This window comes from Shinella sp. 838 (genome assembly GCF_029623935.1).
In the GTDB taxonomy this organism is placed as follows: domain Bacteria; phylum Pseudomonadota; class Alphaproteobacteria; order Rhizobiales; family Rhizobiaceae; genus Shinella.
Genome location: NZ_JARSBQ010000004.1, coordinates 13977 through 26713, shown reverse-complemented (window position 1 = coordinate 26713; position 12737 = coordinate 13977). Strand labels below are relative to the sequence as shown.

The following is a 12737-nucleotide window of genomic DNA, read 5'->3' as shown; positions in this document are numbered from 1 at the left end:
CACTGCGTTCAGGCATTCACGGGCTCGGGCTGCTTCGCGCCGGCCTTGAGGTGTGGGTATTTTTCGGTCAACAACGACCCGTGGTAATAGGCCGCAGAAAAGGCGGGCGTTTCCCGGATCCTCTCGAGCCAGCGGCCAATCGCCGGGGCGCCATGCCATGTGCCGGAAAGCCGGATATCGTCCATCCGCACGATGACGGGCATGATCGCGATGTCGGCAAGGCTGAGGTCCGCGCCCATCAGCCAGGGCCCGCCGCTGGCGGCAAGCCAGGCCGCCATGCGGTCGATGCCGCGCTGCAGACGTGCCAGGGCCTCGTCCATCTCGGCTTTCGGGAACCCCGTGCGCCCCATCTTCATGAGGAACTCGCGGCGCAGGGGTTTGCTGTCGCACAACGCCTGGAACTCTTCATCGCCCATCGCCTGGAAGTGCGGCAGGAAAGCCAGATTGTACGACGGCACGCGGATCGCCGGTGTCGGCACCTCGTCGATGAAACGCATCATCGCGCGCATCTCCGCCACCTTGAGCGGATCGCCGGGCCTCAGCGGTGCCAAGCCGCCGAGGATATCCTCCAGATACTCCATGATGACGGCGGAATCGGTGACCGGGGCACCGTCATGCAGCAGGGTCGGGACCACGCCATTGGGGTTGATCGCGAGATATTCCGGCTTCAGCTGATCCCCTTTGAAGAGATCGAGCTTGTGTTCCTCGAAGGCCTTGCCCTTGGCGTGAAGGACATAGCGAACCCGCTGGCTGCATGTGGACTGCGGCGCGTTGTAAAGCACGAATTCGGGCATGTCGGTTTCCTCTCGTTGATGATACGAGCCGTCTTCTCTGATGTCGGGCCGTGCGGTGCCCGGCTAGTCCCAGTTGAGGACGCGCGGCAGCCTTCCGCTTCTGGCGAGGGTCCCGACCAGTCCGAGCGGGAAGAAGATCAGGCCGAGCGCCATCACCAGGCCGGTGCCGAGGATGTTGATTTCGGATGCCCCCATGGTGGCGACGAAGAGCTCGTTAAGCGCGACGATGAGGATCGCGCCGATCACCGGTCCGGCGATCGTGCCCTTGCCGCCGAGGATGCACATCAGCACCATGTTGGCCGAGATCAGGATGAGCAGGAAAATGTTCGGCCGGAGATAGGTGAGGTACTCGCCCCATACCGCACCCGCCATGCCGACGAAGAAGGCCGAGAGCGCGAAAGCCGAAACCTTGTAGAAGCGCGTGTCGATGCCGGCGCTTTCCGCCTTGATCTCGTCCTTGGAGAGAGCCCGCAGACCAAGGCCGAACTTGGAGTGCTTGATCTTGTAGGCCGACCATACGGTGAAGGCCGCGATCGCCAGCATGGCATAGTAGTACGGCACCTTCGCCCACTGCACCGACAGGTCGTTCGGCGGCAGGGTGAGACCGTTGGCACCGCCGATGAAGTGCCAGTTGTCGAACAGGATACGGGCGATCATCAAAAGGGCGATCGACGAGATGATGAAGCTCGGGCCGCGTACCTTGAGCGTGACCATGCCGACGGCATAGCCGAGGGCTGCGGCAACGAGGCCGGCAATCGGCGCGGTGATCAGCGTGGAAATGCCGTAGCGCGCCAGAAGCATGCCGGAGAAATACCCCCCGACGCCGAAGAACACCGCGTGGCCGAGCGAGACGTAACCGGCAAAACCACCGAGGATGTTCCAGCCCGAGGCCATGGCGACGTAGGAGGCGGTGAACAGCACCAGGTGCAAGACGTAATTGTAGTTCCCGGTAAATTGCAGCAGCGGCAGTGCGGCGAGCAGCGCAAGCAAGGTGAGCGGGAACCAGGTCGCGCGGGTCTGGTCCGCCTTGCGCGACAGTTTCTCGTTGTGGGCGCGGCGCGCCTCGATGACAGCGCTGGCGCTGGAATCCTGAAGGGTAACGGCCATCATGCCATCTCCGGTTTTTCGCCGAACAGGCCCTGTGGCCGAACCAGCAGAATGATGAAAAGGGCGAGGAAGAAGGTCAGCGTCGACCAGGTCGCCCCGATCCAGGTGCCGACAAAGGCGGCGATGACGGACAAGACCAGCGCGCCGACCACCGTGCCGAGAATGCTGCCCATGCCGCCGAGAACGACCACCGACATCAGCATGGCGATCCACTCCCAGTGCTTGGCCGGAAAGAAGCTGAACACGAAGCTGACCAGCGATCCTGCAGCGCCCGCAAGACCGATGCCGATGGCAAAGGCAAGCACGCTGATGAACTGTACGTTGACGCCGAGGAGTTCGGCCGCCTCGCGATTCTGCGTCGTGGCACGGATGGCATAACCGAGCCGCGAATATTTGAGGAACAGGGACAGCGCCGCGATAATCGCCAGCGAGACGAGGCCGGCATAGAGCTGCCCCTTGGGGATGAAGACGTCGCCGATGAAGAACGCCGCGGTGGCGTAGTCGGGCGACGTCACCCGCTGCGTGTTTGTGAACAGGCCACCAAGCAGCCCCTCCACCATCATCGCCAGCGCGAAGGTGAGCAGCACGGTCATCTCGGAGTATTTGGCGCTCTTGGTCTCTCGCTGGAACAGCAGCCGGTAGAGCACCACGCCGACGGCCGCCATCGCAACGGCCGCGACGGGCAGCATCGCGATCGGGTCGATACCGAACGTCTTGAACGCCAGGTAGGTGATGTAGGCGCCGCCGATGATCAGCGCGGGATGGGCGAGATTGACGATGCGCATCACGCCGAAGACAAGCGACAGGCCGGAGCCCATGAGAGCGATGACGCCGCCAAGCGCCAGGCCCAGGATCAGTATCTGCAATATCTCTGCCATGTCTGTTCCTCGTCAGGCGGCCTTCTTGCCGCCGAGGTAGAGTTCCTGGATGCGCGGATCGGCCAGCACCGTGGCGGCCGGGCCTTCGAACAGTGTCCGGCCGAGATCGAGCACCACGCCCCAGTCGGCGTTCCTGAGCCCCATCAGCGCGTTCTGTTCGACGAGGAGGACGGTGACGCCTTCCGCCGACATCATCTTCATGATGTCGAACATCTCCTGGACGACCTTCGGCGCAAGACCGAGGGACGGCTCGTCCAGCATGACGATGTCCGGCTTGATGATGAGCGTGCGGGCCATGGCGAGCGTCTGCTGCTGGCCGCCGGACATCGTGCCGGCATGCTGGTCGGCACGCTCGCGAAGGATCGGGAAACGTTCGAGAATGCCTTCGATGCGGCGCTCCAGCTCCTTCTTGTCGTCAAGGATGAAACCGCCCATGCGCAGGTTCTCCCGCACGGTCATCTTCGCAAACAGCGCCCGTTCCTGCGGCACGAAACAGATGCCCTTGCGCAGGATCTGGTCTGGACGCAGCCCGTTCAGCAGCTCGCCCTTGAACAGAACGTCGCCCTTGCGGATCGACAGCATGCCGCAGATCGCCTTGAGCAGCGTCGACTTGCCGGCACCGTTGGGGCCGATGATGCAATGGACCTTGCCGGGCTCGACGGTCAGATGCGCCCCATCGATGATGGCGGGGCCGTCGCCGTAGCCGGCGGTGATGTTGGTGACCTCAAGAAGTTTCGTCATCAGGCAGCCTCATCTTCCAGGACGCCGCCGAGATAGGCATCCAGCACGTGGGGATCCCTGCGCACGACGTCGGGCGTGCCGGCGCAGATGACCTTGCCGTGCGCCATGACCACGACCTTGTGCGAGAGGCGCATGATCAGGTCCATGTTGTGCTCCACGATCAGCACCGTCAGGCCCTTGTCGTTAAGTGCGCGGATATGGCCGACGATCTCTTCCATCAGCGACGGGTTGACCCCGCCGGCCGGCTCGTCGAGCAGGATGATCTTCGGGTCGGACATCAAAAGCGCGGCGAGGTCCATGAGCTTCTTCTGCCCGTAGGAGAGATTGTGACCATCCTCGTGGGCGATGCGGGTGATGCCGAGGAAATCGAGGATCGACATCGCCTTGTCCCTCTCCTCTCGCGACATGGCGGGGCGGAACAGGCCGCGCAGGCCCTCGACCCGGGATTGAACGATGACATTCTCGATCACCGTCATGTCGCCGAGGTTGCGCGAGATCTGGAACGTCCGGCTGAGGCCCTTGGCCGTGATCTTGTGCGGCCGGAGGTGGTCGATCCGCTCGCCATCGAGCCAGACCTCGCCGGATGTCGGCGCCGCCGTTCGGCTGATGCAGTTGAACGCCGTCGTCTTTCCGGCGCCGTTCGGTCCGATCAGGGCGGTGATCGCGCCTTTCTCAACCGTGAACGTCGCACCGTCGACAGCCTTGATGCCGCCGAAATGCTTACAAAGGTTCTTCACTTCCAGCATGCGCCATCTACCTTTCGCAGTTGCGCTGACAATGGCCGGCGATGGGAAGGATGCCCGGGCGGGCACCCCTCCACTGCCTGTCTTCTCAGAACCCGTTCTTGGGATAGCTGAACGGCGATACGCCCTCGAATTCGCCAGTCGGGTAGACGAACTTCAGGCTGCCATCCTGCCACTGCGTCATGATGTGGGACTTCTCCACCGGCAGGCCGACGTCATCCCAGGAGAAGCGGCCAAGCACCGTGCGGACCGGGTCCTCCTTGGTGCGCGCATGCAGCCATTCGCCCATCTTGGCATTGTCGGTGGTCCCCGCTCCGAGGATCGCCTGCTCGATACCCTGGCAGACGGCGAACGGAATGGCGCTGTCCTCGTCCGGTTCGACACTGTATTCGGCGGTGAAGGCCTTGACGAAGTCAGCGTTGTTGAACGGCTTGCCGGCCAGCGTGCTTTCGAACGGCACGTCCTTGTGCCAGGTGGTGTGGATCAGCACGCCATCGGCCGCTTCCTTGCCAACGCCCTCGATGAACTCCGTCTGCGCTCCCTGGCTGAGATAGACCAGCTTGGGGGTGGCGCCGACGGTCTTGAGGCTGCGGGTCAACTGCACCGCTTCTTCCGCCGATGCCGTGAGGCCGATGACCATCTCGGCACCGGAGCGCTTGACCGAATTGGCAAGGTTCAGCCAGTCGTTGAAACCTTCCTCCGGCCACTTCTCCTTCATCAGGACCTCGATACCCGCATCCGCGAGGTAACCGGGTGCCAGATCGGCGATCTCCTTGTCGGTCGCGGGGTCCTTCACCTTCTGCCCGAGCAGACCCGCCTCGATGGCATTGGCGAAGAAGTCGTCCGCTGAAACCACGGCCACGCTCTTCGGCGCTTCGCCGGCCGGAATGAGCTGCTTGATAACCGCGGCCACGTCCTTGCCGGTATATTCAGCGGCGTTGACCTGGAAGTAGAACAGGTTCTTGTAGCCCTGCTCGTAGATGCGCAGCGCCCCGCCCGAGGGAATGGCGTGCACCATGTTGTATTTCGAAAGGATGCTGGCGACCGGGAAGGTCAGGCGGCTCGAAAACGTGCCATATACCGCCTCGACCTTATCGACATTGATGAAACGTTCGTACTGGTTGATCGCGGTCGCCGTATCGGACCGGTTGTCGCTGACGATCAGCTCGACCTGCCGGCCGAGAATGCCGCCGGCTTCGTTGATCAGTTTCGTGCAGAGCTCGTAGCCCCGTTTGTGTTTTTCGCCGCTGACCGAGAGTCCCCCGGTAATCGGCAGCGAAGCGCCTATCCTCAGATTTTCCGCATGGGCCGCACTGGCCGTAATCGCCACAGCGGCCGTTGCCGCGAGCAATGTATTCAATCTCATACGCCTTCCTCCCGTTAGCGATCGATTGTATCCGCGACCGGGCGCCCACCGCGGGGAACCCGGCTAAATTTCGTGCCCGGTAAAGGAAGCCCAGCGGACGCTGCCGCATTCCCCGTCCGGGATCATTAGGGGTATTTTGCCGGCCGCCCTCTACGACGAACCGGTATCTGCCCGATGCAGGAACTCTCCTCCAAGCGTCCATGCAATCGATTGCGAAGATGAGGTATCATGGCACTTGCGTTTGGTCAAGGATTTTCGCAAACGATTGCGTGCGCCATCCGTCATCTGCTAATATGGAAAAATCAGAGGGGATCAGATGCGGCAGAAACGGGTTACGCTGAAGGATATCGCCCGGGAGACAGGCGTACACGTATCCACCGTCTCCCGGGCGCTTGATCCTGTGGAGCGCAAGTCGATCACGGAGGAGGTTGCCAGCCGCATCCAGGCTGCGGCGGATGCCCTGGGATATCGGCCGAACCGCATCGCCGCCGGGCTTCGGACCAATCGCACGATGACCGTCGGCGTGATGATTCCCGACATCACCAACGTGATCTTTCCGCCTATCCTGCGCGGTATCGAGAGCGTTCTCGAGCCGCTGGGCTACGCATCGATCATCGTCAATACCGATAGTGAACGGGATCGGGAAAGCCGTCTTGTCGACGTGCTGCGGGACCGCGGCGTCGATGGCATCATTCACGCGGCCGTGTTGAGAAGCGATCCGTCCATCGCGCGGGCCGCAGCCGAAGGCCTGCCGGTGGTGACGCTGAACCGCATGGTCGAGAACTCGCAGATTCCCTATATCATCAACGACGAGGACGCCGGCATCTGCGAGATGCTGCGCCACCTGCGCGATCTCGGCCATCGCGACATTGCCCATCTCGCCGGTCCGCAGGACCTGTCGACCGGCCAGCTTCGCCTTGCCGCCTTCCGCAACGCCGCTGCTGCCCTTTCACTGGAGTTCCGCCCCGACCTCGTGGCAACCGCCCGGCGCTTCGACGAGCAGGAGGGCGCACGCTGCATCCGGGATCTCCTGGTACCGGGCCGGAAATTCACGGCCGTCCTGTGCGCCAACGACCGTCTTGCACTGGGCGCGATCGACGAGTTGCGCGAGCGCGGCATCGACTGCCCGCGCGAGGTTTCCGTCACCGGCTTCAACGACATGCCGTTTCTCGACCTCATCCGCCCCCGGCTGACGACCGTCCGCATCCTCCAGCACAGTGCCGGCCAGACCGCGGCCACCGTGCTGCTGCAACTCATGAATGGCGAGAAGGCGGAGGATATCCCCGCGGAGACGATCCTGCCGGTCGAGATCATCGTCCGCGAGAGCACCGCTCCCGTCCGCAGCCTCGCGTGATCCCGAAAACCGGAATGCGCCGCCACGACCATCCCGGCGGACAGAAGGCGGCCTATCCCGTGGGAGGAAGGCCGCCCCTCGCCCCTACTTCGTCGTGTAGCCGCCGTTGACGAGGATGGTCTGGCCGGTCATCCACCAGCCATCGGAAACCATGAAGCGGATATAGGGGACGATATCCTCGATATCGGTGAGGCCGGTTTTCGAAAACCCCGACAGGGCTGCGGCGGTCTTGTGATAGGCGACCGCATCGGCTCCCTCGGCCGGATAGAAGAAGGGTGTATCCATCGGGCCCGGCCCGATCGCCGTTACCGAGATGCCGCGCTCACCGAACTCCTTGGACGCGGCCCGCGTGAAATGCTCGACCGGCGCCTTGGTGCCGGCATAGCTCGCATAAAAGGGCGTGAAGGCGCCGAGCAGGGACGTGACGAGCGTCACCAGCTTGCCATTGTCGTTGAGATGCCGGCCTGCTTCCTTGATGAAGAAGAAGGCCGTTTTGGCGTTGACGGCGCTCATCTCGTCATATTCGGCTTCGCTGATCTCGAGCATGGGCTTCTTCAGCACCTTTCCGACCGTGTTGATGGCGATATCCGGCCGGCCAATGGCAGCGACCGCATCGACGAACAGTTTTTCGACGGCACCGGCTGTCGTCAGGTCGGCCTGGAAGGCGACGGCCTCGGCGCCCGCGGCCTTGACGGCGGCCACGGTGGCGTCGGCCTCCGCCCTGCTGGCGGCGCTGTTGTAGTGGATTGCGATCGCCTTCGCGCCATGCTCCGCGAGGTCACGGGCGACCAGCCCGCCAAGGTTCTTCGCGCCTCCGGCGATGATGACGGTTTTGCCTTTGATGCTGTGGTCGGTCATGGGCGGCCTCCTTTGCCGGTTCCGCGATCACATGAGCGATCGCTTTCTTGGGAAGAACATATCGTCTAGGATCAGCCGATAAAGACGGCCATTCTGACATCACTTGTCAGAAATTCCGTGCAATCGAGTGGATAGAACACGTGGACCGTATCGATCTGTTCCGCATTTTCGCGCGTGTCGTCGAGCAGGCAAGCTTCACCCGCGCCGCCGATACGCTGGGGATTGCCCGTTCTTCCGTATCGGCAGCCGTTCAGGAACTGGAGGGCCGCGTCGGCGCGCGGCTGCTCTATCGCACCACGCGCAAGGTCTCCCCGACCCAGGACGGCGTGGCCTTCTACGAACGCTGCCAGCGCGTCATCGCCGATGTCGAGGACACGGAAAACCTGTTCCGCCAGACATCCGCACGGCCATCGGGAAAGCTGCGAATCGACGTGCCCGGCCGGATAGGACGCCTGATCGTCGCGCCGGCCCTGCCCGGCTTCCTTGACGACTATCCCGAGATCGACATCGATCTCGGCGTCACCGACCGCGCGGTAAATCTCGTCGAAGACGGCGTCGATTGCGTTCTGCGCGTCGGTTCGCTCGGTGATTCCGGCCTGATCGCACGCCCGATCGGCAGACTGCCGCTCATCAACGTCGCCAGCCCGGCCTATCTGGCGCTTCACGGAACGCCGCACACGCCAGACGATCTCCGGGATCACCGGGCGATCAACTACGCCTCGCCTTCCAGCGGTCGGGTCGAGGACTGGGAATGGCTTGAAAACGGGACGCTGCACAGGATGCAGATGCAGGGACGCGTCACCGTCAACAGTGCGGAGGCCTATATCGCCTGCTGTCTCGCCGGCCTCGGACTGATCCAGATACCGGCCTATGACGTCAGAGGACACCTGGAAGCCGGAGAACTGGTCGAGATCATGCCCCATCACCGCGCCGAGCCGATGCCGATGGCCCTGCTATACCCGCACCGCCAGCACCTCTCCCGTCGGTTGCAGGTCTTCGCCGACTGGCTCGAGGCGCTGCTCAGGCGACAACTTTTGTAGTCCTCCGAAACGGCTTTTCTTCACTGTACGAGGCAGAGGTCGCCCATATCCCGCCTCCCAATCCCGAAAGAGCACCTCCGGCAAGAGTTCAACCGGAGCGCCACGACCGGCTGCTCAAGGCTGCCGTCGGCTTCAGGCGCAGGCGCTGAAAGACGATGTCGATCCAGATACCGAAGGGTCGCATCGTCGTTGGCAACCGCAAACCGCTCTTCCCGAACCGCCGGAAACGGCCACTTCAACCCTCTTTGTCATTCAATCCTACACGTCCTGCGTTTATGGCTAACGGAGTTTTTACGCCGGCGGGACGCACCATTTCAGGACATAACACACTTCCTCCAACGCCCTGAAAAACCGGGACTGTTACCACCTTCTTCACAAAGCACCGCAATGGTACGCCTCGGTTCAATCCAGCAATCCCACCCGCTTCACGAAATCTTATCCATGTCCTTTCAGCCGATCTTATCAACCGTCGGTTATGCCTTTGAGGAACGATAAGCCAAGAGCCCGCTGTCCGGCCGGCAATGAAAACGACGGAGAAGACCATGAAGCAGAAGATTCGTGATATCCTAGCGAAACACGGTGGCCTGCCGACGCCGGTCGATCAGCTCGCGGACGATGCCGATCTCTATGCAGCCGGCCTCTCCTCCTTTGCTTCCGTGCAGGTGATGCTCGGCATCGAAGACGCCTTCGACGTCGAATTCCCCGACAACCTGCTCAACCGCAAGTCCTTCCAAAGCATCGACGCGATCACGAAGGCGGTGTCGGGCCTTGTCGGGAGCACGGAGGCCGCCGAATGACACTCACCGTCGGAAAGGGGCTGACGGAACGCGCCGAGCGCGTCTCCGCCGTGGCCGCAGCACATGCCGACGACGTGGACGCCAAGGGCCGCTTCCCGCGGGAAGCCGTCGATGCGATGATCGCCGAACGGCTGCTTTCCATCCAGATTCCCGCCGCGCTCGGCGGCGAGGACGCCTCCGTCTCTGAAATCGCCGAAATCTGCTCGGTGCTCGGCCAGACCTGCTCGGCCGCCGCCATGGTCTTCGCCATGCACCATATCAAGCTGTCGAGCCTCGTCTCACACGGCGCGGGTGATGCCTGGCACTCGGGCTTCATGCGCCGCGTTTCCGACGAACAGCTTCTACTCGCCTCGGCAACGACCGAGGGCGGCATCGGCGGCAACCTGCGCAACAGCATCTGCGCCATCGAGATTACCGGCGACACCTGCCGCCTTACCAAGGACGCCACCGTCATCTCCTACGGTGCCCATGCCGACGCGATCCTCATCACCTCGCGCGCCCATGCGGACGCCGCCTCGACCGACCAGGTGATGACCGTCTTCACCAGGGACCAGTATACGCTCGCGCAAACCCATGTCTGGGATACGCTCGGGATGCGCGGCACCTGCTCGGACGGCTGGCTGTTCAAGGGCGAAGCGCCGAAGGCGCAGATCCTTCCAAAACCCTTTGCCGAGATCGCCGCCCAGTCGATGCTCGCAACCTCGCACCTGCTTTGGAGCGCAGTGTGGTACGGCATCGCCGTCAACGCCGTCGCCCGTGCACAGGCCTTCGTGCGCGCCGCCGCGCGCAAAAGCCCCGGCGTGACACCACCCGGCGCGTTGCGGCTTGCGGAAGCCTCGAATCTTCTCCAGCTCGTCAAATCGAATACAATTGCGGGCCTCAAGGAATATGAAGCGGCCAAGGCCGATCCGGACCGCCTCTCCTCCATGGGCTTTGCCGTGGCGATGAACAATGTGAAGATCGCCTCCTCCGAAACGATCCTCACCATCATCAACCAGGCCATGCTGATCTGCGGCATCATGGGCTACAAGAACGGCACGCCCTTCAGCCTCGGCCGGCATCTGCGCGACGCGCATTCCGCCCAGCTCATGATCTCCAACGACCGCATCCTCGGCAACACGTCGAACCTCCTGCTTGTGCACAAGCAGGACACCAGCCTGATCGGGTGACACCATGGACATGCAGACCTCCCTTCTCGACCGGCTCTTCGATTCGGGCCTCCTCATCGACACCGGCGTCGAAGGCCTTTACGGCCGCAGCGGCGCCTTCGAGGACGTCATCGCCCGCTTCGAGCGGCTGATCGACGCCTATGGCGGCGCCGACGGCGCGGAGGCGATGCGCTTTCCGCCGGGCATGAACCGCGCGCATTTCGAAACCTCGGGCTACATGAAGAGCTTTCCGCAGCTTGCCGGCACCGTGCACAGCTTCTGCGGCGGAGAGCTCGACCACATGAGCCTCCTGCAATGCATGGAGGTCGGCGGCGACTGGACCAAGGACCAGAAGGCGACCGACATCGTGCTAACGCCGGCGGCCTGCTATCCGCTCTATCCGACGATCGCCAAACGCGGCCGCCTGCCGGCCAAGGGCGGCCTCTACGATCTGCAGTCCTACTGCTTCCGCCACGAGCCCTCCAACGACCCGGCCCGCCAGCAGCTTTTCCGCATGCGCGAATATGTCTGCATGGGCACGCAGGAGCATGTGACGACCTTCCGCCAGACCTGGATGGACCGCGGCCTGGAGATGATGGCGAAAGTCGGCCTCGACGTGACGATGGATGTGGCCAACGACCCGTTCTTCGGCCGCGCCGGCCGCATGCTCGCCAACAACCAGCGCGACCAGAACCTGAAGTTCGAGCTGCTCATCCCCGTGACCTCGACCGCCAAGCCAACCGCCTGCATGAGCTTCAACTATCACCAGGACGCCTTTGGCGCGAAATGGGGGCTCAATCTCGAAAACGGCGACGTCGCGCACACCGCCTGCGTCGGTTTTGGCCTGGAGCGCATCGCACTTGCCCTCTTCGCCCGCCACGGCATGGATATCGCCGCCTGGCCGGACGACGTCCGCAAGACGCTCGGATATCAGGACTAAGCATGGCTGCCGTCTTCCCCGGGGCAGACCCCGAGACCTTTCGGCCGCACGCGCTGCACGATGCGGAGCGCATGTGGCCGGAGACGAACTGCTACGTCGATCTCTGGATCGAGGTGCTGAACGCCTTCGGGAGCGCCCCGGAGGCGATGCTCGGCTTCTCCCTGACCCAGGATTTCGAGGGCGACCAGTTCACATTCTTCAAGGTGCCGCTGGAAGACCTCGAAACGCTCTACGGCATCCGCTGCACGGAACTTGCCATTTTCGACACGGTGGAAAGCCACGTCGCGACGCAGATCGCGCGCGGCCGCCTCTGCCTTGTCGAGATGGACAGTTTTTACATGCCGGATACGCGCGGCGTCGCCTACGGCCAGGAGCACGGCAAGACGACGGTGGCGATCAACCGGCTGGACCTTCAGGCAAAGCGGCTCGATTACTTCCACAATGCCGGCTTCTTCCGGCTGGAAGGCGCAGATTTCGACGGTCTGTTTCATCTGAACGACGGCCCCGACGACCTGCCCTTCCTGCCCTACACGGAATTCGCCAAATTCCCGGAAAAGCGGCCGGACGAGACCCATCTGCGCCGCGAGGCAAAACGCCTCGCCGCCGTGCATTTCGCCCGCCGCCCCGCCGAAAATCCGGTGGCGGCCTTCGCAAAGGCCTTTCCGGGCCAGGTGGAAGCGGTGGCCGATCGCCCCTTCGGCTTCTTCCACAAATACGCCTTCAACACGCTGCGCCAGCTCGGCGCGAATTTCGAACTCGCCGGCAGCCATCTCGACTGGCTCGCGCCGGATGGCAGCCTGAACGAGGCGGCCGAGGCCGCGCGCAAAATTTCGGAAACGGCGAAGTCCGTGCAGTTCCAGCTTGCCCGTGCCGTGACGCGCAGGAAGTTCGATCCGCTGGCAACGGCACTCGATCCGGCGATCGAAGCGTGGGATAGTCTGATGGCTCAACTGGCCACCCGCATCGACTGA

At 63.1% G+C, this 12737-nt stretch carries 13 protein-coding genes; 6 read left to right on the top strand and 7 right to left on the bottom strand.

The features are described from left to right. Positions 1 to 8 precede the first annotated feature (8 nt). The 6 genes from P9A16_RS14680 to P9A16_RS14655 form a co-directional block, all read right to left on the bottom strand. Positions 9 to 794: a glutathione S-transferase family protein gene (locus tag P9A16_RS14680; RefSeq protein ID WP_023512134.1), complete on the bottom strand. Its 786-nt coding sequence runs from the start codon at positions 792 to 794 to the stop codon at positions 9 to 11. A gap of 63 nt (positions 795 to 857) precedes the next feature. Continuing rightward, complete coding sequence (locus P9A16_RS14675) at positions 858 to 1904, bottom strand: branched-chain amino acid ABC transporter permease (protein ID WP_051758831.1); 1047 nt, start codon at positions 1902 to 1904, stop codon at positions 858 to 860. Beyond that, positions 1901 to 2779, bottom strand: coding sequence for a branched-chain amino acid ABC transporter permease (locus P9A16_RS14670; RefSeq protein ID WP_023512132.1), 879 nt, complete (start codon positions 2777 to 2779; stop codon positions 1901 to 1903). Before P9A16_RS14670 ends, P9A16_RS14675 begins: the two co-directional genes overlap by 4 nt. 12 nt (positions 2780 to 2791) lie before the next feature. Further along, positions 2792 to 3520 carry an ABC transporter ATP-binding protein gene (locus tag P9A16_RS14665; RefSeq protein ID WP_023512131.1) on the bottom strand — a complete coding sequence of 243 codons (729 nt, stop codon included), beginning with the start codon at positions 3518 to 3520 and terminating at the stop codon, positions 2792 to 2794. Continuing rightward, positions 3520 to 4266 carry an ABC transporter ATP-binding protein gene (locus P9A16_RS14660; RefSeq protein ID WP_023512130.1) on the bottom strand — a complete coding sequence of 249 codons (747 nt, stop codon included), beginning with the start codon at positions 4264 to 4266 and terminating at the stop codon, positions 3520 to 3522. Before P9A16_RS14660 ends, P9A16_RS14665 begins: the two co-directional genes overlap by 1 nt. Before the next feature lie 85 nt (positions 4267 to 4351). After that, the gene (locus P9A16_RS14655) at positions 4352 to 5629 is read right to left on the bottom strand and encodes an amino acid ABC transporter substrate-binding protein (protein WP_023512129.1); all 1278 of its coding nucleotides are present in this window, start codon (positions 5627 to 5629) and stop codon (positions 4352 to 4354) included. Between the two features lie 316 nt (positions 5630 to 5945). Here P9A16_RS14655 and P9A16_RS14650 point away from each other — a divergent pair, with 316 nt between their 5' ends. Further along, a complete protein-coding gene (locus tag P9A16_RS14650) occupies positions 5946 to 6983 on the top strand; it encodes a LacI family DNA-binding transcriptional regulator (protein ID WP_023512128.1) in 1038 nt (345 codons plus the stop codon). Between the two features lie 84 nt (positions 6984 to 7067). On the opposite strand, the gene P9A16_RS14645 is transcribed toward P9A16_RS14650, so the two are convergent. Continuing rightward, the gene (locus P9A16_RS14645) at positions 7068 to 7841 is read right to left on the bottom strand and encodes an SDR family oxidoreductase (RefSeq protein ID WP_023512127.1); all 774 of its coding nucleotides are present in this window, start codon (positions 7839 to 7841) and stop codon (positions 7068 to 7070) included. Between the two features lie 140 nt (positions 7842 to 7981). Between P9A16_RS14645 and P9A16_RS14640 the strand changes: the two genes are divergently transcribed. The 5 genes from P9A16_RS14640 to P9A16_RS14620 all read left to right on the top strand — a co-directional run bounded on the left by P9A16_RS14640 (position 7982) and on the right by P9A16_RS14620 (position 12737). Further along, positions 7982 to 8881 carry a LysR family transcriptional regulator gene (locus tag P9A16_RS14640; RefSeq protein WP_023512126.1) on the top strand — a complete coding sequence of 300 codons (900 nt, stop codon included), beginning with the start codon at positions 7982 to 7984 and terminating at the stop codon, positions 8879 to 8881. A 542-nt stretch (positions 8882 to 9423) separates the two neighbouring features. After that, a complete protein-coding gene (locus P9A16_RS14635) occupies positions 9424 to 9678 on the top strand; it encodes an acyl carrier protein (protein ID WP_023512092.1) in 255 nt (84 codons plus the stop codon). Continuing rightward, a complete protein-coding gene (locus tag P9A16_RS14630) occupies positions 9675 to 10847 on the top strand; it encodes an acyl-CoA dehydrogenase family protein (protein ID WP_023512093.1) in 1173 nt (390 codons plus the stop codon). Before P9A16_RS14635 ends, P9A16_RS14630 begins: the two co-directional genes overlap by 4 nt. A 4-nt stretch (positions 10848 to 10851) precedes the next feature. After that, positions 10852 to 11766 carry an amino acid--[acyl-carrier-protein] ligase gene (locus P9A16_RS14625; protein ID WP_278025743.1) on the top strand — a complete coding sequence of 305 codons (915 nt, stop codon included), beginning with the start codon at positions 10852 to 10854 and terminating at the stop codon, positions 11764 to 11766. A 2-nt stretch (positions 11767 to 11768) separates the two neighbouring features. Beyond that, entirely contained in the window at positions 11769 to 12737 is a 969-nt protein-coding gene (locus P9A16_RS14620; protein ID WP_023512095.1) for a DUF1839 family protein, read from the top strand.